Source organism: Streptomyces sp. NPDC045287, from assembly GCF_056432325.1.
Genome location: NZ_JBWKJG010000014.1, coordinates 156,454 through 177,493, shown reverse-complemented (window position 1 = coordinate 177,493; position 21,040 = coordinate 156,454). Strand labels below are relative to the sequence as shown.

21 protein-coding genes are annotated in these 21,040 nt (G+C 75.5%); 10 read left to right on the top strand and 11 right to left on the bottom strand.

Annotated features, from left to right (window positions below):
• Positions 1-109: 109 nt before the first annotated feature.
• The gene (locus tag AC07D6_RS23320; protein ID WP_479047186.1) at positions 110-1,342 is read right to left on the bottom strand and encodes a S1 family peptidase; all 1,233 of its coding nucleotides are present in this window, start codon (positions 1,340-1,342) and stop codon (positions 110-112) included.
• A 454-nt stretch (positions 1,343-1,796) separates the two neighbouring features.
• Here AC07D6_RS23320 and AC07D6_RS23315 point away from each other — a divergent pair, with 454 nt between their 5' ends.
• A complete protein-coding gene (locus tag AC07D6_RS23315; protein ID WP_315880387.1) occupies positions 1,797-2,459 on the top strand; it encodes a DedA family protein in 663 nt (220 codons plus the stop codon).
• Positions 2,460-2,493: 34 nt separating this feature from the next.
• Here AC07D6_RS23315 and AC07D6_RS23310 read toward each other — a convergent pair whose 3' ends face one another.
• The 4 genes from AC07D6_RS23310 to AC07D6_RS23295 all read right to left on the bottom strand — a co-directional run bounded on the left by AC07D6_RS23310 (position 2,494) and on the right by AC07D6_RS23295 (position 5,721).
• Positions 2,494-3,927, bottom strand: coding sequence for an amino acid permease (locus AC07D6_RS23310; protein WP_479047182.1), 1,434 nt, complete (start codon positions 3,925-3,927; stop codon positions 2,494-2,496).
• 160 nt (positions 3,928-4,087) lie between these two features.
• Positions 4,088-4,846, bottom strand: coding sequence for a rod shape-determining protein (locus AC07D6_RS23305; RefSeq protein ID WP_315880389.1), 759 nt, complete (start codon positions 4,844-4,846; stop codon positions 4,088-4,090).
• Positions 4,847-4,893: 47 nt separating this feature from the next.
• Positions 4,894-5,250, bottom strand: coding sequence for a TraR/DksA family transcriptional regulator (locus AC07D6_RS23300; RefSeq protein ID WP_479047180.1), 357 nt, complete (start codon positions 5,248-5,250; stop codon positions 4,894-4,896).
• 141 nt (positions 5,251-5,391) lie between these two features.
• Positions 5,392-5,721: a TraR/DksA family transcriptional regulator gene (locus tag AC07D6_RS23295; RefSeq protein ID WP_479047177.1), complete on the bottom strand. Its 330-nt coding sequence runs from the start codon at positions 5,719-5,721 to the stop codon at positions 5,392-5,394.
• 370 nt (positions 5,722-6,091) lie between these two features.
• On the opposite strand from AC07D6_RS23295, the gene AC07D6_RS23290 reads away from it, so the two are divergent.
• The 4 genes from AC07D6_RS23290 to secD all read left to right on the top strand — a co-directional run bounded on the left by AC07D6_RS23290 (position 6,092) and on the right by secD (position 10,538).
• Positions 6,092-7,045, top strand: a complete 954-nt coding sequence (locus AC07D6_RS23290) for a HAMP domain-containing sensor histidine kinase (RefSeq protein ID WP_479047175.1) — start codon at positions 6,092-6,094, stop codon at positions 7,043-7,045.
• Positions 7,042-7,734, top strand: a complete 693-nt coding sequence (locus tag AC07D6_RS23285; protein ID WP_479047172.1) for a response regulator — start codon at positions 7,042-7,044, stop codon at positions 7,732-7,734. The genes AC07D6_RS23290 and AC07D6_RS23285 overlap by 4 nt, the downstream gene beginning before the upstream one ends.
• 49 nt (positions 7,735-7,783) lie before the next feature.
• Positions 7,784-8,173, top strand: a complete 390-nt coding sequence (locus AC07D6_RS23280; RefSeq protein WP_479047170.1) for a hypothetical protein — start codon at positions 7,784-7,786, stop codon at positions 8,171-8,173.
• A gap of 76 nt (positions 8,174-8,249) precedes the next feature.
• A complete protein-coding gene (secD, locus tag AC07D6_RS23275; RefSeq protein ID WP_479047318.1) occupies positions 8,250-10,538 on the top strand; it encodes a protein translocase subunit SecD in 2,289 nt (762 codons plus the stop codon).
• A 36-nt stretch (positions 10,539-10,574) separates the two neighbouring features.
• Here the strand turns inward: secD and AC07D6_RS23270 are convergent, their stop codons facing one another.
• The 5 genes from AC07D6_RS23270 to AC07D6_RS23250 all read right to left on the bottom strand — a co-directional run bounded on the left by AC07D6_RS23270 (position 10,575) and on the right by AC07D6_RS23250 (position 14,566).
• Positions 10,575-11,126: a DUF2165 domain-containing protein gene (locus AC07D6_RS23270; RefSeq protein ID WP_479047168.1), complete on the bottom strand. Its 552-nt coding sequence runs from the start codon at positions 11,124-11,126 to the stop codon at positions 10,575-10,577.
• Between the two features lies 1 nt (position 11,127).
• A complete protein-coding gene (locus tag AC07D6_RS23265; protein ID WP_315880397.1) occupies positions 11,128-13,200 on the bottom strand; it encodes a galactose-binding domain-containing protein in 2,073 nt (690 codons plus the stop codon).
• A 158-nt stretch (positions 13,201-13,358) separates the two neighbouring features.
• Entirely contained in the window at positions 13,359-13,757 is a 399-nt protein-coding gene (locus AC07D6_RS23260; protein ID WP_479047165.1) for a DUF2267 domain-containing protein, read from the bottom strand.
• Positions 13,758-13,832: 75 nt separating this feature from the next.
• Positions 13,833-14,027, bottom strand: coding sequence for a hypothetical protein (locus tag AC07D6_RS23255; protein ID WP_315880399.1), 195 nt, complete (start codon positions 14,025-14,027; stop codon positions 13,833-13,835).
• A 119-nt stretch (positions 14,028-14,146) separates the two neighbouring features.
• The gene (locus AC07D6_RS23250) at positions 14,147-14,566 is read right to left on the bottom strand and encodes an Hsp20/alpha crystallin family protein (RefSeq protein WP_479047163.1); all 420 of its coding nucleotides are present in this window, start codon (positions 14,564-14,566) and stop codon (positions 14,147-14,149) included.
• A gap of 280 nt (positions 14,567-14,846) precedes the next feature.
• Here AC07D6_RS23250 and AC07D6_RS23245 point away from each other — a divergent pair, with 280 nt between their 5' ends.
• Both AC07D6_RS23245 and AC07D6_RS23240 read left to right on the top strand, forming a co-directional pair.
• Positions 14,847-15,281, top strand: a complete 435-nt coding sequence (locus AC07D6_RS23245; protein WP_391654109.1) for an ATP-binding protein — start codon at positions 14,847-14,849, stop codon at positions 15,279-15,281.
• 88 nt (positions 15,282-15,369) lie between these two features.
• Complete coding sequence (locus AC07D6_RS23240) at positions 15,370-15,555, top strand: hypothetical protein (protein ID WP_479047160.1); 186 nt, start codon at positions 15,370-15,372, stop codon at positions 15,553-15,555.
• Between the two features lie 105 nt (positions 15,556-15,660).
• On the opposite strand, the gene AC07D6_RS23235 is transcribed toward AC07D6_RS23240, so the two are convergent.
• Positions 15,661-16,410 carry a sigma factor-like helix-turn-helix DNA-binding protein gene (locus AC07D6_RS23235; protein ID WP_479047158.1) on the bottom strand — a complete coding sequence of 250 codons (750 nt, stop codon included), beginning with the start codon at positions 16,408-16,410 and terminating at the stop codon, positions 15,661-15,663.
• A gap of 273 nt (positions 16,411-16,683) precedes the next feature.
• Between AC07D6_RS23235 and bla the strand changes: the two genes are divergently transcribed.
• From bla to AC07D6_RS23220, 3 genes are all read left to right on the top strand, one after another.
• Positions 16,684-17,616, top strand: coding sequence for a class A beta-lactamase (gene bla, locus AC07D6_RS23230; protein WP_479047155.1), 933 nt, complete (start codon positions 16,684-16,686; stop codon positions 17,614-17,616).
• Between the two features lie 170 nt (positions 17,617-17,786).
• Positions 17,787-18,560 carry an HAD family hydrolase gene (locus tag AC07D6_RS23225; RefSeq protein ID WP_479047152.1) on the top strand — a complete coding sequence of 258 codons (774 nt, stop codon included), beginning with the start codon at positions 17,787-17,789 and terminating at the stop codon, positions 18,558-18,560.
• A complete protein-coding gene (locus AC07D6_RS23220; protein WP_479047150.1) occupies positions 18,557-20,938 on the top strand; it encodes a glycoside hydrolase family 65 protein in 2,382 nt (793 codons plus the stop codon). Before AC07D6_RS23225 ends, AC07D6_RS23220 begins: the two co-directional genes overlap by 4 nt.
• The last annotated feature ends 102 nt before the right edge of the window (positions 20,939-21,040 follow it).

Sequence of the window (21,040 nt, the reverse complement as noted above, 5' to 3'; positions counted from 1 at the left end):
GTCTGCCCCTCCCCCGCCCGCCCCTCCGCCCCCCCCCCCCGGGCCCGCGCGGGGCCGCACCCCCGCCCGGGGCCCCCCCCCCCCGGCGGGCCCCCCCCCCCCCGCGGACTCAGTTGGTGTTCAGCGTGAGCCCGTAGTACCGCAGGGCGTCGTCGAGCGGCTGGAAGTAGGACGAGCCCGCCCCGTACACGCCGCTGCACTGCTGGTCGGTCGGGCCGCCGGAGGTCATGCCCTGGCCCTGGTTCCCGGAGATGTAGGCACCGCCGCTGTCACCGCCCTCCGTGCAGACCGAGGAGCTGCCGAGCCCGCTCACGAAGGTCTGCACGCCGGTGCGGCGGTTGGTGTAGGTCACGGAGACGTTGTAGGACTCGACGGCCCCGCAGGTCCAGCCCGTGGTCGAGCCCGACTTGCAGACCGTGGCGCCGCGCGGGGCCCGCTGGCTGCCCTTGACGGCGATCGGGGCGCTGTTGCCCCAGGTGCCGACGGACGTGGCGATCGCGTCCCCGGCGTCCACCCGGGCGGTGCCCATGTCGACGCTGTTGTACCCCTCGCGGTAGCGGGAGCGCTCGCCGACCGCGAACCGGTCGCCCTCGAAGTACAGGCCGGGCCCGCCGGCGACGCAGTGGCCGGCGGAGACGAGGTGCTGGCCGCCCTGGGAGTCGCGCGCCCCGAAGCCGACGGAGCACCAGCTCCCCGGAAGGTTGTTGATGTTCATCCGGCTGCCGGGGTACACGGTCGTCTGGGCTTCGAGGACGTCCTCGTCCTCCACCACGCGGACGGCGCCGCCGTGGCGGGCGGCCGCCGCCAGGAAGGCGCGGGCCGCGGCCTTGGTGCGGTCCGCGACCGTGACCGTGACCGTGTCGGTCTCGACGTCCACCGCCCAGGAGGTCACGCCGTCGGGCACCTGCCGGGCCGCTTTCGCGTCGAGGGCGGCCTTGATCCGGTCGAGCGCGGCCTCGCCGCGTGCCGGTATGCGGGCCTGGAGGCCGGCCTTCTCCACCGCGTCGGCGGCCCGCTCGTCCGCGGCGTTGACCACGAGGCGGCCCGCGTCGTCGAAGAACGCGCCGTCCGTGCGCACCCCACCGCGCTCCAGGCGGTCGAGGGCCTCCTGCTGGCCGGCCTGGCGGTCGAGCCGCTGGACCGCCGCCGCGTCGCTGACGCCGAGGGACTGCGCCAGCGCACGCACCATCTGCGGGTGGTAGGGGGAGGAGGACGAGGCGGACGGGGTGGAGGAGGCTGCCGGGGCGGACGCGGTGGCCGCGTGCGCTCCCTGTACCCCGGTGGCGGCCAGTGCCGTGATCGCCAGAGCGGCGGTGAGCAGCCGGTTGCGCGAGAGAGTCATCGATGTTCCTTTGCGGAAGGAGTCGACGGGCCATTGACGAATACATGACAAGTACATCCGTCGGGGCGGCGGGTGACCGGTTTCCGAGGTACCGCTCCGCCCCCCTGAGCCCGGCGGCGCGTCGGGGGAAGCGCTGCGGGCATGACTGTGCCCCCTCGGCGCGGTGGCCGACAAGCCTCGGAAGTTGGCCGGTTTTTAACAGAATTTCCGCTCTCTGTAATCCCACCGGCCATGTGTCGCCGTCTCGTTCCCGGCGGGCCGGCGGCCCGTGGGCGCCGCGGCCCGGACACCCCGCACCGGCCCGGAGGTGCGTTTTCCCGCAGGGCGGGTACAGCGGAGGACATCACCGGACCGGGCGGCCACCCCCCGTGTCCGTCGTCGACCGGCGATTTCTACCGTGGAGGGACATCAGGCCACCCGGACGGGCGGCCGACCCACCAGCTTGGAGACTCCCATGCACCTCATGTCCTCGGCCTCGTCGCAGGCACCCGCGGGCGGCATCGCCGGCTGGGCGGTCGATCTCGTCGAGACCCTGGGCGGTCCCGGGGCCGGACTGGCCATCGCGTTGGAGAACCTGTTCCCGCCGCTGCCCAGCGAGGTGATCCTGCCGCTCACCGGGTTCGCCGCCGGACAGGGGGTGCTCACGCTGGCCTCGGCGCTGTTCTGGACCACCCTCGGATCGGTCGTGGGCGCCGTGGTCCTCTACTGGATCGGCCGGATGTTCGGCCGGGAGCGCATGCACGCCCTCTGGGCGAGGCTGCCGCTGGTGAAGACCTCCGACCTGGAGCGCACGGAGGCGTGGTTCGCGCGGCACGGCACCAAGGCCGTCTTCCTCGGCCGCATGGTGCCGGTCTTCCGCAGCCTCATCTCCGTCCCCGCCGGAGTGGAGCGCATGCCCCTGCCCGTGTTCGTCGCGCTGACCACGCTCGGCAGCCTGATCTGGAACTCCGTGCTGGTCCTGGCCGGTTACTGGCTGGGCGACCGGTGGACGGCGGTGGAGACGTACGTCGGGTTCTTCTCCAAGGCCGTCCTGGTCCTGGCCGCCGTCGCCCTCGTGGCGTACGCGGTGGTGCGGCTGCGCGGGCGCGGCCGGGCCCGGCACCGCCGCGCCCCGTGACCCGCCCGCGCGTCCCCCGGCCGCGCCCGCCCGGTCACCCGCCGGTCGTGCGCCGCTCCTCCACCGCCAGCGCCGACCTGCGGTAGGAGTAGCCGAAGTAGACGACGAGCCCGATCACGAGCCACACCGCGAACCGCAGCCACGTCTCCACCCGCAGGTAGGTGATGAGCCAGACGGAGGCGATCACCCCGATCGCGGGGGTGACGGGCATGAGCGGGGTGCGGAAGGTGCGCGGCAGGTCGGGGCGGCGGTAGCGGAGCACGATGACGGCGGTGCAGACGACGGCGAAGGCGAGCAGGATGCCGATGTTCGTCAGCTCGGCCGCCTCCCCGATCGGCACGAACCCGGCGATGGCCGCGGACGCCACGCCGACGATCCAGGTGACGCGGGTCGGGACGTGCCGGGTCGGGTGGGTCTTGGCGAACCAACGCGGCAGCAGCCCGTCGCGGCTCATGGAGAACCACACCCGGGTGACCCCCAGCATGAAGGTGAACATGACGGTGAGGATGCCGATGATGGCGCCCACCGCGACGACGTCGGCCACGACGCCGAGCCCCACCGACTTGAAGGCCGTCGAGAACCCGCTCTCCGGGTCGATCTCCGAGTACTTCTGCATGCCCGTCAGCGCCAGGCAGGCCAGGACGTACAGCACCATGGAGATGGCCAGCGAGTAGATGATCGCCTTGGGCATGTGGCGCTGGGCGTCCTTCGACTCCTCGGCGGCGGTGCTCATCGCGTCGTACCCGAAGACGGCGAAGAAGACCGTCGCCGCGCCGGTGAAGGCCCCGCCGACCCCGTACGGGAAGAAGGGCGCGTAGTTGTCGCTCTTGATGTGGAAGAAGCCGACGATGATCACCAGCAGCACCACCAGCACCTTCAGCGCCACGACGGCGGTCTCGAAGCGGGCCGCGTTCTTGATGCCGAGGTTGAGCAGGTAGGCGATGAACAGGCAGAGCAGCGCCGCGAAGAGGTCGACGCGGTGGCCCTCGCCCGTGCCGGGCGCGCCGAGCATCCACGTGGGCAGGGGAGCGCCGGTCTCCGTCAGCAGGAAGTTGAAGTAGCCGGAGATGCCGATGGCGACGACCGCGACGATCGCCGTGTACTCCAGCAGCAGGTCCCAGCCGATGAACCAGCCCGCCAGCTCGCCGAGGACCGCGTACCCGTACGTGTAGGCGGAGCCCGCCTTCGGGATGAGCCCGGCGAACTCGGCGTACGAGAAGGCGGCGGCCGCGCTGGCGACGCCGGCGATGAGGAAGGACACCAGCACGGCGGGCCCGGCGGTGCCGTTGGCGACCGTCCCGGCGAGGGTGAAGATGCCGGCGCCGATGAGGCCGCCGACGCCGATCGCGGTGAGCTGCCACAGACCGAGCGTGCGGGCGAGCCGCTCACCGGGCGCGCCCTCCGCCTCCTCGATGTGCTCGATCGGTTTCCTGCGCAGTACGCCCTGTCCCATCCGGAGCCTGGCCATGACTCGTCCTCTCCACCGGCGGCTGACGGGGGCTCATCATGGCGGAGCGGCGGGCGGAACTGAAGACGGCCGTTTCCCGCGGACGCGTGCGGACCGCTCTCCGCCCCCGAAGGCACCCGCCGCACGGTCGAACCGTTTCCCGCGGACGCGTGCGGACCGCTCAGCCCGCGGCGCGAACACCGGGCACGGGCCCGCCGCGCGGCACCGCGAGGACGGTGGCCGCGCCGCGCACGGCGGCGGTGTGCGGCGAGGGCGCCACGCGGACGGGCGCGCGCAGCCGTGCGGCGAGGCCGCGGGCGATCCCGGGGCGCAGGGCGCCGCCGCCGGTGAGGAGGACGCCGCGCCGCAGCGCCTCGGCGCTCAGGGGGGTGCGGTCCGCGCGGAACAGGTCGGTGACCATCCCGGCCGCGGCGCGGACCAGGTCGTCGTGGGTGGTGGCGGCGCCCAGGTCCCCGGTGCCGAGGAGCGTGTGGTACGCGTCGGCGACGGCGCCGTCGGCGAGGAGGCCGACCTCCGTGAGGTGGGCGCCGACGTCGACGACGAGGAGCGGACCGGTCAGGTCGGCGGCGGCGCCGAGGGCGGCGGCCCTGGCGGCGGGGACGGTGAGGACCCTGCGGGGCCGCAGCGCGCCGAGGGCGCTGAGCGCGGCGGCCCGGTGGTCGGCGCCGCCCAGCACGGGCGTGGTGAGCACGATCAGCGGCCGGGCGCCGCGCGGGAGGCGGGGTCCGAGCAGCCGGCGCAGCAGCCGGCCGGCCCCCTCGGGATCGACGACGGCGCCGCGCCGCACCGGGTACGAGGCGACGCCGGTGCCCGGGAACACGACGGTGGGCACGTCGAGGACGGCACCGCCGCCGGGCGCCCACACGCGGGTGCGGGCGCTGCCGAGTTCGACGGCGAGCCCCGGGTGGGGCCCGCGCACGGGGCCCGCCGCGCGGCGGGGGCGCGCGGGCACCGGCCGGCCGGCGCTCACCGGTGCGCCTCCCGGGCCCGGTGACAGTGCCCGCAGTAGCGGGCCTGGGGGACGATCGTCAGCCGGCGCAGGCCGATCGGGCCGCCGCACAGCCGGCAGGTGCCGTAGCGGCCCCGGTCCATCCGCTCCAGGGCCGCCTCGACGTCGTGGAGGACCATCCGGGCGGAGGCGGTCAACTCGGCCCGGACCTCCCGGCGGGCCGCGGCCCCGTCACGGGAGCCGGGGGCGGTCCGCGCCATCCGGGCCAACTGCTCCAGCCGGAAGCGGCGCTGCTCCTGGAGGTTCTGCCGCAGGGCCGCGACGTCCTCGGCGGTCAGGCCCGCGTCGTCGGCGCGGGCGGTCCGGTTGCTCACGGGTCACCACTCCACAGGGGCACGGGGAACACGAAGGGCCCGGCCGGTGCCGGGCCGGGGTCCGGCACGTCGGCCGGCCGGGCCTGCCGGCCCGGTGGGCGGGGCCCGCCGCCGGTCGCGCCGGGCGGGCGGCCCCGGCGGTCAGGCGGCACTGCGCCGGCAGCCGACGCAGTGCCGGGTGTAGGGCAGGATCTCCAGGCGCTCGGCCGGGATGGACGTGCCGCAGCCCTGGCACCTGCCGTACGTGCCGTCGGCCAGGCGCTCGAACGCCGCGTCGATCTCCTTCAGCACGCGCCGCGTGGAGTCGCGCTGCGCGACGAGGAGGTCATCGGCCTGCTGTTCGGCCCCGGCCGCCTCGATCGCCTTCAGTTGCGTGAGCCGCGAGGCGCGCTCGTGTTCGAGGCGCTGGCGGGCCTCGTGGTCCGTCAGCCGTCCGGGGGCGGCTCCGGAAGCGGCGCTGCCGAGCGTCATGGCGTACTCCTCCTGTGGGGGCGGGCGGGGCCTCGCGGGGGCGGGTGGGGCCGGGGCGCACGGGCCCGCCGCGGCGGGCCCCGGTCCGCCGGGCGGCCGGCTTCCCACCCTGACCGGCCGGACGCGGCGGGGCCATGGGGCGCGGCACCCATTTCCGCTGGTGCGCGGGGTGCAGGGACGCGCGGGCCGGTGGGGCGCGGGGCGGGGCGGATGGGTGCCGGGCCCCATCGACGGCGGGGCGGGGGCCCGGCAGGCTGGACGGGTGCGGACGGCGGGGTACGGCCGCTTCGCGCCGCCCGGTGGGCCGCGGCTTCGGGCCGCCGAGGATAGTGGTGGGCGATGGTGGGTCTACAGGAAGGTTTCGTGCACCGTGTCCTTGTTCTGGCGGATTTTCGGGCTCAACGCCTTGGTCCTCGGTACGGCCACGGCGTTGCTGCTGTGGGCGCCGGTGACCGTCTCCGTACCGGTGCTGCTGACGGAGGCGGTGATCCTGGTGGCCGGGCTGGCCGTGATGCTGGTGGCCAACGGGGCGCTGCTGCGGATCGGGCTGGCGCCGCTGGAGCGGCTGACGCGGGAGATGACGACCGTGGACCTGCTGCGGCCGGGCCAGCGGCTGCCCGTGCCGGGGAACGGCGGGGTGGCGGAGCTGATCCGCGCGTTCAACGACATGCTCGACCGGCTGGAGGCGGAGCGCGCCACCAGCAGCGCCCGCGCCCTGTCCGCGCAGGAGTCGGAGCGGCGGCGGATCGCGCAGGAACTGCACGACGAGGTGGGACAGAGCATGACGGCGGTCCTGCTCGGGCTGAAGCGGGTCGCGGACCGGGCCCCGGAGCCGCTGCGCGCCGAGGTGCGGCAGGCACAGGAGATCACCCGGTCGAGCCTGGACGAGGTGCGGCGGCTCGCCCGCCGGCTGCGCCCGGGGGTGCTGGAGGACCTGGGCCTGGTCAGCGCGTTGACGTCGCTGGCCGACGACTTCGCCACCCATACGGGGCTCACGGTGCGGCGCCGCCTCGACGCCGACCTGCCGCCGCTGGACCGGCAAACGGAACTGGTGCTGTACCGGGTCGCGCAGGAGGGGCTCACCAACGCCGCCCGGCACGCCGACGCGGCCCGTGTCGACCTGGTGCTGCGCCGTGTGCCGGACGGTGTGGTGCTGTCCGTGGAGGACGACGGGCGGGGCGTCGGCGTGGCCCGCGAGGGCGCCGGCATCCGGGGCATGCGGGAGCGCGCCCTGCTCTCCGGCGCCGCGCTCGACATCGCCCCCGGCCGCGGCGGCGGCACCCGGGTGTCCCTGTCCGTACCGGCCGCGGGGAGGCCCGCGTGAACACCGGCCGCGGGGAGGCCCGCGTGAACCGGCCCGGGGCCTCCGTCACCCGGATCCTGCTCGCCGACGACCACGCGCTGGTCCGGCGCGGCATCCGGCTCATCCTGGACGGCGAGCCGGACCTCCGGGTCGTCGCCGAGGCCGGGGACGGCGCCGAGGCCGTCGCCATGGCCCGCGAGCACCCCGTCGACCTGGCCGTCCTGGACGTCGCCATGCCCCGGATGACGGGGCTCCAGGCGGCGCGGGAGCTGTCGGCGCGCCACCCGGCGCTGCGGATCCTCATGGTGAGCATGTACGACAACGAGCAGTACTTCTTCCAGTCCCTGAAGGCGGGCGCCTGCGGGTACGTCCTCAAGTCCGTCGCCGACCGGGACCTGGTGGCGGCCTGCCGGGCGGCGATGCGCGGCGAGCCGTTCCTGTACCCGGGCGCCGTGACGGCCCTCGTCCGCGACTACCTGGACCGGGCCCGGCACGGCGGGGAGCCGCCCGACCGGGTCCTCACCGCGCGCGAGGAGGAGGTCCTCAAGCTGGTCGCGGAGGGCTACTCCTCGAAGGACATCGCGCAGATGCTGGTCATCAGCGTCAAGACGGTGCAGCGGCACCGGGCGAACCTGCTGCAGAAGCTGGGCCTGCGCGACCGCCTCCAGCTCACCCGCTACGCCATCAGGGCGGGCCTGATCGAACCGTGAGCGACCGCGCGGCGGGATAGGGACGACACGACGGGAGGGGGGAAAGGCCATGCCGCGGTACGACGCACCGGCCGCGCGCCGTGCCGCGGGCGCCCTCGGCGCGGTCGCGACGGCCGTGGCCGCCGTCCTCCTCGCCGTGCTCGGCGTCCTCGCCCCGGCCGCCCCCGCGCCCGCCCCGTCCCCGTCCGGGGCGCCCCGGGCCGTGGCCGTCGACGACCTGTGCGCGGCGGTCTGCTCGGCCGCGCCCCGCCCGTACGCGGACGTCTCCGGGACCCGGTCCGTCCCGCCGCCCACCAAAGCGGCCCCGCCCCCGGCTCCCCCGGACCTCGCACCGCCCGCCGCCCGCGCCGCCGCGCCGGTGCCGCGCCACGACGCCGCGCACGTCCACCGGCCCACGCGTCGCACCGGGCGCGCCCCGCCCTCCCCTCCAGTCGGCTGACCCTTCCCGTCACTCCTCCGCGCGCCGCCGGACGCGGCCGCGGTCCCGCCTGCTGGAGGCCCCTTTGACCCGCGCCATGCGGGTGCGAGCGCTGCTCGCCCTCGCCGTCGTCGCCCTGTCCGTGTACATCGCCGTGACCGTCCCCGCCCGGCTGGGCCTCGATCTGCGCGGTGGCACGCAGATCGTGCTGGAGACCCGCGACTCCCCCACCGCCACCGCCGACCCGAACGCCACCGACCGCACCCTGGAGGTCCTGCGCCGCCGCATCGACGCGCTCGGCGTCACCGAGCCCGTCCTCACCCGCTCCGGCGACCGCCGGATCATCGTCGAGCTGCCCGGCGTGCAGGACCCGCGCGAGGCCGCCGAGGTGCTGGGCCGCACCGCCCAGCTCGCCTTCCACCCCGTCACCGGCACGGCGGGCACGTCCCCGACCGGGTCCGCCGCGCCGGGGCCGGAGCGGCCCGGGGAGCTCGTCCTGCCCGACGAGGGCGGCCTCCGGCTGCGCCTGGGGCCGCCGTCGCTGTCCGGCGCCGACGTCGCCGAGGCGAAGGCCGTGCTCGACCCGAGCAGCGGCCTCGGCTGGTACGTCGACGTGGAGTTCACGGACGAGGGCGGCGACGGGTGGGCCCGGCTCACCGGTCAGGCCGCGTGCGCGGCGCCCGGCGACCCGGCCCGGCGCGTCGCGATCGTCCTGGACGGCGAGGTCATCTCGTCGCCGCAGGTCGACGAGGCGATCGGCTGCCGCGCCGGCATCGTCGGCGGGTCGACCCGGATCACGGGCGGCTTCGGTGGCGACGAGGCGCGCGAACTGGCGCTGCTGATCAACGGCGGCGCGCTGCCCGTCCCGGTGGAGACCGTCGAGCAGCGCACGGTCGGCCCGACGCTGGGGGCGGAGGCGATCAGCAGCAGCGCGCGGGCCGCCGTGATCGGCACGGCCCTCACCGGCCTGTTCATCATCGCCGCGTACCGGCTCCTGGGCGGTCTGGCCGTCCTCGCGCTGGCCTGCTACGGCGTCATCTCGTACGCGGCGCTGGTCGCCCTCGGGGCGACGCTCACCCTGCCGGGCCTGGCCGGGTTCGTCCTGGCGATCGGCATGGCCGTCGACGCGAACGTGCTGGTCTTTGAACGGGCCCGCGAGGAGTACGCGCGGCGCGCCGCCGCCCGCAGGAGCCTGCGCGCGGCGCTGGTGGCCGGGTTCCGGCAGGCGTTCGGCGCCATCGCGGACTCCAACGTCACCACGCTCATCGCGGCCGTCCTGCTGTTCCTGCTGGCGTCGGGGCCCGTCCGGGGCTTCGGGGTGACGCTCGGCATCGGGGTCCTCGCGTCGATGGTGAGCGCGCTGGTCGTCACGCGTGCCCTGGCCGACTTCGCGGTGGCCCGCACGGCGGTGCGGCGGCGCCCGCGCCTGTCCGGCATCGGGGACACGGGGGCCGTGCGGGACCGGCTGCTGCGGTGGGACCCGGACCTGATGGGCCGCCGTCGCCGCTGGCTGGCCGTGTCGGCGGCCGCCGTCCTCCTGTCGGTCGCCGGGATCGTCGTGCGGGGGCTGGACTTCGGGGTGGAGTTCACGGGCGGGCGGCTGGTGGAGTACGCCACCTCGTCGCCGGTGGACACCGACCGGGCGCGGGACGCGCTGGCCGACGCCGGGTTCCCGCGCGCCGTGGTGCAGTCCTCCGGGGAGGGCGGGCTGACGGTGCGCACGGACCGGATGTCGAACGGGGAGGAGGCGCGGATCGGCGAGGTGGTCGGCGCGCTGGCCGGAGGGGAGGCGGAGAAGGTCCGCGACGAGCTGATCGGCCCGAGCCTGGGCGCCGAGCTGCGGCGGGGCGCCCTCGTCGCGCTCGCGGTGGCGGTGGGCGCGCAACTGCTGTACCTGGCGGTGCGGTTCCGCTGGCGGCTCGGGGCGTCGGCGGTCGTGGCGATGGTCCACGACGCGGTGATCCTCGTCGGGGTGTTCGCCTGGCTGGGCAAGCCGGTCGACGGGGTGTTCCTGGCGGCGCTGCTCACGGTCATCGGCTACTCGGTGAACGACTCCGTCGTCGTGTTCGACCGGGTCCGCGAACGGTGGTCGGCCGGACGGGGAGAGTCCTTCGCGCGGGTGACCAACACGGCGCTCCTCCAGACGGTGCCGCGCACCCTGAACACGGGCATGGGCGCGGTGTTCATCCTGGCCGCGCTGGCGCTGCTGGGCGGCGGGTCGCTGACGGACTTCGCGCTGGCCCTGCTGATCGGCATCGTCGTGGGCACGTACTCGTCGATGCTGACGGCCGCGCCCCTGGCGGTGGAGCTCCACGCCCGCGGCGGGGAGCCGGCGCGGGGCGGCGCCCGGCGGCCGGCCCGGAAGGAGGAGCCGGTGCGCGCCTGACCGGTGCGGCCCGGTCCCCGGCGGGGCCGGGCCGCCTCAGCCGCCGTCCCGCGCGTCCGCCCGCGGCAGGTGCGTCACGACGAGGGCGAACGCGGCCAGCACGACGTTGCGGGTGGCCGCGTCGAGGCCGTTCCAGTCGGAGGACTGCCACATGGCGAACCACTCGCCGCCGATGGCGATGAACCCGAGCCCGAACAGCAGCAGCACCATGACCAGCCCGACCGTGCTCACCGCGCGGGCGCGCGCGTGGGTGCCGCGGCGTGGCGCGGCGCACCACAGGCCGGTGGCGAGGAGGAGGACGCAGGCGGCCAGGGTCTCCCAGACGATGATCGCCACGTAGGCGGCGTCCTGGAGGGCGGGCGACTCGACGGCCCGCCACATCAGGTCGGGGTCCTTGAAGGTGGTGTCCATGGCGAGGACGTGGCGGACGAACTCCCGGTTCGTCCCGAAGTCCGTGATGTTCCCGAAGGCGACCAGCGCCATGTAGACGGCGACGGTGCCGGTCAGCGCCGTCGCGGCGAACGTCACCGTGCCGAAGGTCCGCCGCCGCGCCCGTCGCCCGCCCGTCCGGGTCCCGTCGTCCGCCATGTCATCCGCTCCCGCCGTAGACGCCGACCTCGCGGAGCGAGTATCCCCACTCCGTGCCGCGTTCCCACCCGTGGACGCGGACGTACCGGGCCGGTGCGGCGGCGAAGTCCGCCGTGTCGAGGCCGCCGTTCCCGGCGGTGGTGGACCAGACGGTGCGCCAGTGCGCCCCGTCGGCGGAGACCTCCACGCGGTACGCCTTCGCGTACGCGTCCTCCCAGTCGAGGGTGACGCGCCGGACGTCGCGGAGGGTCCCCAGGTCGATCCGGAGCCACTGGTCGTCGCTCCACTCGCTGGCCCAGCGGGTGCGGGTGTCGCCGTCGACGGCCCTGCCGGGCGCGTGGCCGGAGAGGGGGTCCCACCCCTGCGTGGAGCTCGCCGTGGCGGTCGCGCCCGCCGCGAGGTTCGCGCCCGGGTCGTGGCGTTCGGAGGCGCTCCAGGTGCGGAGGTACGACTCGGCGCCGAGGAGCAGGTCGTCCACGACGTCCTGGCCGCCGGTGACCCGGATGTCCTCCAGCCAGTCGGGGACGAGCCCGTAGTGGGCGGCGCCGTCCGTGTTGAGGTCCCAGGTGCGTTGCCCGGTGGTCTGCCGGTCGACGAGGGAGCCCCCGTCGGCGCTGCGAAACGGGTACCGCACCGGGTCCGGGGTGTCGGCGCCGCGCGGGCCGGGCCAGCCGCCGACGCCGTTCATGTCGGTGCCGTACCCGTACCCGACGCCGTACCGGGCGCGCAGGGCGGCGGTGCGCCGCGCCTCCGCCGTGAACTCCTCGGCGCCGTGCATGTACTGGGCGACGAAGCCGCCGAGGCGGTAGACGCGCCCGGTCCATTCGGCGTCCATCCAGCTGTGCGAGGAGAGCACCCCCGGGTACGACGCGGACTCCAGGATGTCGAGGGCGCGGCCCGCGGCCTTGACGCTCATGTGGTCGATCTCCAGCATCATGCCGCGCCGCATCATCCCGCGCAGCGCGTACGCGCCGAGGTCGGTGAGGCCGCGGGTGTTGCACCGGGCGTCCTGCGCGTACGCGGGGACGGTGACGCCGGGCGGGAGCTTCGCTTCGGCACCGGGCGCGGAGGCGCCGCCGATGGGGTTGTCGTGCTGGGGCCCGGTGCACCGCTCGGTCTTCCAGAACGTGCCGGTGGACAGGAACTGGCCGACGTTGATCGCCGTGCCGAGGGCGCCCGAGTCGAAGCGGACGCCGCACAGGGCGTTGTCGAACTTGTGGCACAGGAACATGCTGCGCACCCCGAGCCGGTGCAGTTCGTCGAGGCCGCGGTCGATGTCCTCGCGGTCGCACCGCGCCACGTCCAGGACCTGTTTGCAGCCGAACGGCTCGGACGTCTCGACGCCGAGGACGACGGCGAGCTTCCCCTGCCGGACGACCTCGCGGGCCTGGGCGCTGTCGGTGACGATCCTGAACCAGCCCTTGCCGGGCCCTCCGTACATCCGGTCCACGTACGCCTGCATGTCGTACGTCTTTCGCGCCTGGAGGCGGATGGAGTCCATCTCGTCGCAGCCGCGGTCCTTGAAGACGTAGACGGAGCAGATCACGCCGTTGGTGACGAGGTCGTTGACGAGGACGCGCTGGCCGCCGCGCCAGGCGCGTTCGATCCAGGCGTAGTAGTTCTGCTGGTGGGTCAGGGAGTCGTGGGCGGGCCAGTCCTCGAAGGTGGGCCAGCCGTCCGGGTCGTGCCTGCCGTCGCCCCCGCGGGTGATGAAGTCGAACAGGGCGAGGGAGCCGTCGGGGTAGTGCTCGGGGCAGTCCTTCAGCGCGTCGGCGACGCCGTGCTCGGAGAACGGCTTGCCGCAGATCAGCCGGCCGCCGAAGCCTTCGTTGGACATGATGTGGTTGTGCGCGTCGACGAAGCCGCGCACCCGGCCCTGGGGGTCGGTGCCCCGGAAGGGCTCGCCGGTGACGTTCACCTCCGAGTCGGGGGCGGGCCGCGCGACCGGTTCCCACCAGCCGGGCGGCGACTCGGCGCCGGAGGCCGCGGTGGGGCCGAGGGCCAGGGCCGCCGCGGTGACGAGGAGCGACAGCAGCGCGAGGAGCCCGCGCCGGCCTAAGGGGGGTCGGGTCATGGGCGCACCGCCGATGTGTCATGTCCCGTCTGATGGTGTGACGAGGATCGCGGCGGTGCGACGAGCAGTCAAGTGCCGTGACGACGGCGCCCGCCGTGCGGGCACGGCGGGCGCGGGGCGGGTCGGCGGGATGTGTGCGGGGCGTGTGCGGCGGGCGGTCAGTCCGCCAGGTCCGCCTTGCCGAAGAGGACGGCGTAGCCGCTGGGGAGCTGGCTGATGATCTGGTTCAGCTCCCCGCCCGAGATGGCGTCGGCCAGGGTCGACAGGACGGCGCTCGCGTCCCACTGGGCGGTGCGGGGGCGTGCTCCGGTGCGTTCGCCGACGCGCCGGTAGAACTCCTCGATGCCGAAGCGCTCGGTCGGGCGCCCGCCGTCGGCGTCGGCGGTGAGCGCGTCACCGAGGTCGCCGGGCAGTTGCGCCGCCAGGTCGGCCGCCTCACCGGGCGTGATGCGGTGGCCGAGCACTTCCAGTACCGCCCGGGTGATCTGCGCGGCCTCGTCCTGGTCGTGGTACTCGCCCCGCTCCCGCACCCGGGCGAGGAACTCGTCGTGCCGCATCGTCTCTCCCTCCTGCCGTACGGCCCTCGGAGAGCCGCCCCCGCCACCGTAGAACCGGTCGGGGCGCCCCGCACATCAGGACGGGCCGTTCGCGGGCGCCGCCGGTGGCCGCGGGCCGTCGGCGGCGCGGCCGAGGGAGGCGCGGAGGCGGTCGTAGCGGTCGACGTCCGTCCACACGTCCATCGGGTGCGGCCGCGAGGCGTACCAGGCCCACAGGCTCGCGCCGAGGGCGGCCGTCAGCGGGACGAGCAGCCAGAGAAGCGGCTCCATGTGGTGGGGTCCCCCCTTCTTCGCGGTCGTCGGTCGTCGGGTGCCTCCCGCGGTCGCCGCCTGCGCGGCGGCACGGGGCCGCGCGGGCGGTGACCGCGGGTTGCCGGGTCGTCCGCCGGTCAGGGCCTCAGCGCCTTGCGGCCGGCCCCGCCGATCTGGATCCTGCGCGGCTTGGCGCGCTCGGCCACCGGGATCCTCAGGCGCAGCACCCCGGCGTCGTACGTCGCCTCGACGCCGTCCGCGTCGAGCGTGTCCCCGAGGAACAGCCGGCGGCTGAACGCGCCGGTGGGCCGCTCGGCGAAGAGCACCTCGGCGCCCTCCTCCACCGGCGATCCGCGCTCGGCCGTGACCGTCAGCACGCCCCGCTCGACCCGGAGGTCGATCGAGTCGGGGTCCACGCCCGGCAGGTCGAACGCGACCCGGACCGCGTCGTCCGTGCGCCAGGCGTCCATCGGCACGTCCGCCGGCCGGCGGACGTCGTCGAAGAGGTCCCGCGTGAGTCGGTCCAGTTCACGGAAGGGGCCCGTCCGCATCAGCATCCGTCATCGCCTCCTCGCACAGGTTTCGTACCGATGCTCCTCACAGCGATGGTTCTTATATAACTCGCGGCAGCGTTGTTGACAAGCACGGACTCAAGTTTTCTGGTGGCCCCGACCCCACCCCTTCTCGACGGGACCGCTTCCCACCGCTCCGGGGCCCTTCGCGCGCCCGCGCCCCGGGTCCGGACGCGCGAAGGGCAGGAATCGCGGCGGCCGTACGGGGCACCCGTGCGGCGGAACGCAACTGGGTGACGCACGAGACGTACAGCAGGAGGACTCCGTGGCCACCGGCCCGCCCATGAACGACGGCGCCGACCGGAGGGACGCCGACGACCTGGAGGCCCGCTTCGACGGGGCGCTGGAGGACGTGTCCGCAGCCAGACTCCTCGCCGACCGCTACCTCGACGCGCTGGAGCGGGCGGCGGCCCCCTCGGAGCCGGACCGGCGCGACGACGTGCTGCTCGTCGTCACCGAACTGACCGGCAACGCCGTGCAGTACGCGCCCGGCCCGTTCTCCCTGCGGCTGCGGCGCACCTTCGACGGCGTCCACGTCGTCGTGCGGGACAGCAACCCGCGTCCGCCGGTCCCCCGCCCCTGGTCGCCCGTCGACAACACCGGGTCCGTGGGCTGGTACCTGGTGAACGCCCTCGCCACGCAGGTGTCCGTGCTGACCCGGCCCGAGGGCAAGGACGTCCACGTCTTCCTGCCGTGGTGACTCACCCGGACGGACCGGCAGCGGCGGCGGCCGGACCGCGGGCGTGCTGGGCTGGGGGCAAGCGTCGTCCACCGCACGGGGAGCCGCCATGTACGAGATGCGCGTCGGTACGACCGCCACCGGTACCGGCCTGGTGTGGCACGTCGTCGGCCACGACCAGTCCTCCGCCCTCTGCGGGCAGCCCCTCCGGGAGGAGGGCGACGAGACGGACCGGCACTGCCTGTCGTGCATGTCGATGTTCCAGGAGCTGATGCGGCGCCCCGGCCGGGCCTGAGCGGGACGCGGCCGGAGCGGACGCCCGGCCGGGGGCCCTTCCCCGCGCGTCGACGCCCCGGTCCCCTTCGCGCCGGCGGGCCCGGTCGTGTCCGCCGGGCGCTTCCTAGGGCCGGGGCGCCTCGTGGTCGTCGCGGTGCGGCACGCCGTCGACGACGCGGTCGCGGGGGGAGGGGTCGGGCGGGGTGGAGGGAGGGGTGACCGCCGAGAGGACGACGGCGCCGACGAGGAGGGCCGTCACCCCGTACACCGTGCGGGTCAGGGCCCGCAGGCGGCGCTCGCTGCCGGTGCGGACGGACCGGGCCAGCGGGAGCGTCGCGGTCGACACCGCGGCGACCAGCCCGCTCAGCCACTCGCGCAGGTCGTCGGGGTCCGCGAGGCCGGGGACCCGCTGTCCGAGCGCGGTGCGCGCGTGGTGCAGCCGGCTCGTCGTGGCCGGGACGGTGGCCGCGGTCTCGGCCGCCGCCTCCTCCACGCTCAGGCCGAGCCCGTCGCAGAGCAGGACGGTGCGGCGGTACAGCGGCGGCAGTTCGAGCAGGGCGCGGTGCGCGGGGTCGGCCGGCGGGGCCTCGGGGCGCCCGGGCCGGCGCCGGAACCGGTGCCAGGGGGCGAGCGCGTACTCGTACGTCCGCGCCCGGACCCAGCCGGCCGGATCCGGGTCGAAGGCGACCTCCGGCCAGTGCTCCCAGGCGCGCTGGAAGGCGTGCTCGACGGAGTCGAAGGCGTGCCTGCGGCGCCCGGTGAGCAGGTACGCCTGGTGGACCAGCGCCGGGGCGGCGGCGGCGTAGAGCGCGTCGAAGGACTCGACGGGGGTGGGGGCGGGGGCGGACGGGGGCGGTGCGGTGCTCTGGCTCATCGGGACGACGACCCACTCCGAACGAAAAAGTGCATAGGCGCATCTTGACCCGGCACGGAGGTGCTACACGCATTGCGCCACGACATCCGACACTCCTGGCAGAAACGTTACTGTCGGCGGCCGGGACCGTGCCCCCGCGCGTCGGCGGGCGGCGGCGCGGCAGCCTCGGAGGGGGTCGGTTTTCGGCCGAGCGTGTGACGGAGGAAACCAAAGGGGCGGGTGGGAACGTCGTGGTGGGTGTTTTCCGCTGTCCGAGACGAAGGGGCCCTCATCGTGAATCCCGCCGGTGCACGTCCGAACCGCCGCGCCGTCCTCGCCACGGGGGCGGGGGCCGCGCTGGCCGCCGCCGTCGCGGTGGCCGCGCCCGCGCACGCCGCGCCGGGGCGGGCCGCGTCCGGGAGGGGGGCGCGCGCCGAGGGGCGGCTACGGGCGCTGGAGCGGACGCACGACGCGCGGCTCGGCGCGTTCGCGTACGACACGGGGACCGGCCGGACGGTGCTGTACCGGGCGGACGAGCGGTTCCCGATGGCATCGCTGTTCAAGACGCTCGCCGTCGCCGCCGTGCTGCGGGACCTGGACCGGGACGGCGAGGTGCTCGCCCGGCGCGTCCACTACACCGCGCGGTACGTGCAGGAGTCGGGCTTCTCCCCCGTCACCGGGCTGCCGGAGAACGTGGCGAACGGGATGACCGTCGCCGAGCTGTGCGACGCGACCCTCACCCGCAGCGACAACGCGGCGGGCAACCTGCTCCTGCGCGAGCTGGGCGGGCCGACCGCGGTGACCCGGTTCTGCCGGTCGGTGGGCGACGGCGTCACGCGGCTGGACCGGTGGGAGCCGGAGCTGAACTCGGCCGAGCCGTGGCGGGTCACCGACACGACCACGCCGCGCGCCATCGGCCGCACGTACGGGCGGCTGCTGCTCGGTGACGCGCTCGCGGCGCACGACCGGGAGCGGCTGACGCGGTGGATGCTCGCCAACAAGACGAGCGACGAGCGGTTCCGCGCGGGCCTGCCCGAGGGCTGGCTGCTGGCGGACAAGACGGGCGGCGGCGGGTACGGCAGCAACAACGACGTCGGCGTCGCCTGGCCGCCCGGCCGGCCGCCGGTCGTGCTGGCCGTCCTGACGACGCGGTCCACCCCGGACGCGGCGGCGGACAACGTGCTCGTGGCCCGGGCGGCGGAGCTGCTCGCGGAGGCCGTGGGCTGACGCGGGAGGGGCCGTGGGGGCGGGCGGGATGCCCCTCATGGCCCTGCACCGGCCGTCCCCCGCGGCGGGGCCGGGCCATGATGGGCGGTGGAGCCCGTTCTTCGCGCCCGTACCGTGTGCCCCCGGCGTTTGCGGGCACCCGGGCGGTCGACGACCAAGGAGACGCCGCCATGAGCCCAGGCACGGACCGCGGTCCGGTGGTTCCCGCGCTGCGGTCCGCGCGTGCCGTCGTGTTCGACACGGACGGGGTGCTCACCGACTCGGCGCGGGTCCACGCGGCGGCCTGGAAGGAGGCGTTCGACGCGTACCTGGGCGGCCTGCCGCCGGGCGCCGCGGACGCCCCGGCGCGGCGGCCGTTCGACGCGGCGGAGGAGTACCGGCGGTACGTGGACGGACGCTCCCGGCGGGACGGGGCCGCGGCGTTCCTCGCGGCGCGCGGGCTGAGCGCGGACCCGGCCGCCGTGGAGGCCGTCGCCGCCGACAAGGAGCGCCGCTTCACCGAGCGGCTGCGCGCCCGTCCCGTGGCCGCCTACCCCGGTTCGGTGCGGCTGCTGCGCGCCCTGCGCGCGGCGGGGGTGCCGATGGCCGCCGCCTCGGCGTCCCGGCACGCCCGCGAGGTGCTGGAGGGGGCCGGGGTCCTCGGCCTGTTCGACGCGCTGGTGGACGGGGTGGAGGCGGCCCGCCTGGGGCTGCCCGGCAAGCCGGACCCCGCGCTGTTCCTGGAGGCGGCGCGCCGGCTCGGCGTGCCGGCCGGGCGGTGCGCGCTGGTGGAGGACGCGCTGGCGGGGGTGGAGGCGGGGCGGCGCGGCGGGTTCGGCCTGGTCGTGGGCGTCGACCGGGCGGCCGGGGAGGGGACGGCAGAGGCGCTGCGCCGCCACGGCGCCGGCCTCGTCGTACCGGATCTGGCGGAGCTGCTCGCCGTACGGGAGGGACAGCCGTCGTGAGCGACTGGACGTGGAGGTTCGAGGGGTACGCCGCCGAGCGCGAGTCGCTGCGGGAGGCGCTGTGCACCCTGGGCAACGGCTACTTCGCGACGCGCGGCGCCCTTCCGGAGTGCGCGGCGGACGGGACGCACTACCCGGGGACGTACGCGGCGGGCTGCTACGACCGGCTCGTGTCGGAGGTGGCGGGGCGGCGGGTCGAGAACGAGGACGTGGTGAACCTGCCGAACTGGCTGCCCGTGCGCTACCGGGTGGCCGACGGTCCCGAGCCCGGGCCGTGGCTGGCGCCGGCGCACGAGTTCCTCACCGACCACGCGCTCACCCTCGACCTGCGCGGCGGCGTCCTGGAGCGGTGCAGCCGGTACGAGGACGACGACGGGCGGCGGCTGGCGGTGCGACAACTGCGGCTGGTCCACATGGGTGACCCGCACGTGGCGGCGCTGCGGACGGAGTTCACCGCCGAGAACTGGGCGGGGACGCTGGAGGTGGAGGCCGCCCTGGACGGCGCGGTCGCCAACACGGGCGTGGCGCGGTACCGGCAGTTGGCGTCGCGGCACCTGGCGCACGTCGAGACGGGCGAGGCGGAGGGCGGCCGGGTGTGGCTGTGCTGCCGGACGGCCACGTCCGACGTCCGGATCGGGCTGGCCGCGCGGACGACGGCGCCGAAGGACGCCGAGGTGGCGCACGGCGGCGGGCGGGTGGTGCAGCGGTTCCGGCTGGAGCTGTTGCCGGGCGCGGCGGTCGTGGTCGACAAGGTGGTGGCGCTGCACACCTCGCGCGACCCGGCGATCTCCGACCCGCTGCACGCGGCGGTGGACCGGGTGGGGCGGGCGGGCGGCTTCGGCGAGCTGCTGGCGTCGCACCGGACGGCGTGGCAGCAGCTGTGGCGGCGGGCCGAGCTGGAGGTGCCGGACAAGGCGGGCCGCATCCTGCGGCTGCACCTGTTCCACGTGTTGCAGACGCTGTCGCCGCACACCGCGGACCTGGACGTCGGCGTGCCGGCGCGCGGGCTGCACGGGGAGGCGTACCGGGGACACGTGTTCTGGGACGAGCTGTTCGTGCTGCCGTACCTGAACCTGCACTTCCCGGAGGTGTCGCGGGCGCTGCTGACCTACCGGCACCGGCGGTTGGGCCGGGCCAGGTCCGCGGCGCGGGACGCGGGCCGGGCGGGGGCGATGTACCCGTGGCAGAGCGGCAGCGACGGCCGGGAGGAGACGCAGCGGCTGCACCTCAACCCGCGTTCGGGACACTGGCTGCCGGACCACTCGCACCTCCAGCACCACGTGGGCTCGGCCATCGCGTACAACGTGTGGCGGTACTGGGAGGCGACCGGGGACGACGAGTTCCTGCACACGAAGGGCGCGGAGATGCTGCTGGAGATCGCCCGGTTCTGGGCGGACTCGGCGGCGTACGACGAGGCGCTCGGCCGGTACCGGATCCGCGGGGTGATGGGGCCCGACGAGTACCACGACGCGTACCCGGGGGCAGAGCGGCCGGGCCTGGACGACAACGCGTACACGAACGTGACGGCCGCCTGGGTGCTGGCGCGGGCGCTGCACCTGATGGCGGAGCTGCCGGAGCCGCGCCGGCGGGAGCTGGAGGAGCGCATCGGGCTGCACCACAGCGAGCTGGCGCTCTGGGAGGACGTGTCGCGCCGGCTGTACGTGCCGTTCCACGACGGGGTGATCAGCCAGTTCCACGGGTACGGGGAGCTGGCCGAGCTGGACTGGGAGGGGCTGCGGCGCAAGTACGGGGACATCCGGCGGCTGGACCGGATCCTGGAGGCGGAGGGCGACACGGTCAACCGCTACCGGGCGTCCAAGCAGGCGGACGTGCTGATGCTGGGCTACCTGTTCCCGCCGGCCGAGCTGCGGGGGCTGCTGCGGCGGCTGGGGCACGTGCTGGACGACGGGACGTGGTGGCGGACCGTCGACTACTACCTGCGGCGCACGAGCCACGGCTCGACGCTGAGCGTGCTGGTGCACGGGTGGGTGCTGGCGCGGGTGCGGCGGGCGGGGGCGTGGGAGTTCTGCCAGGAGGCGCTGGAGGCGGACATCGCGGACCTGCACGGCGGGACGACCGGCGAGGGCGTCCACCTGGGCGCCATGGCGGGCACGCTGGACCTGGTGCAGCGGGGGCTGACGGGGCTGGACACGCGGGGCGGGGCGCTGCGGCTGGACCCGGTGCGGCTGCCGGAGCTGTCGGAGTACGCGTTCACGCTGCGGTTCCACGGGCACTGGGGGGTGCGGCTGCGGATGACGCCGGAGAGCCTGCACGTGGCGGTGCCGGAGTCGGGGGTCGCGCCGATCGACATCGAGCTGCCCGGGACCGCGGTCTCCATCGAGCCGGGGCGGTCGGTGCGGCTGCCGCTGCCGGAGTAGGCGCGGCGCCCCCCGACCGGGTTCCGCCGGGGCGCCGACACGCCGCTCCCACCAGGGACGACACGAAGAAGGGGCGCACAACTGGGGGCGCGCGATGGCGGA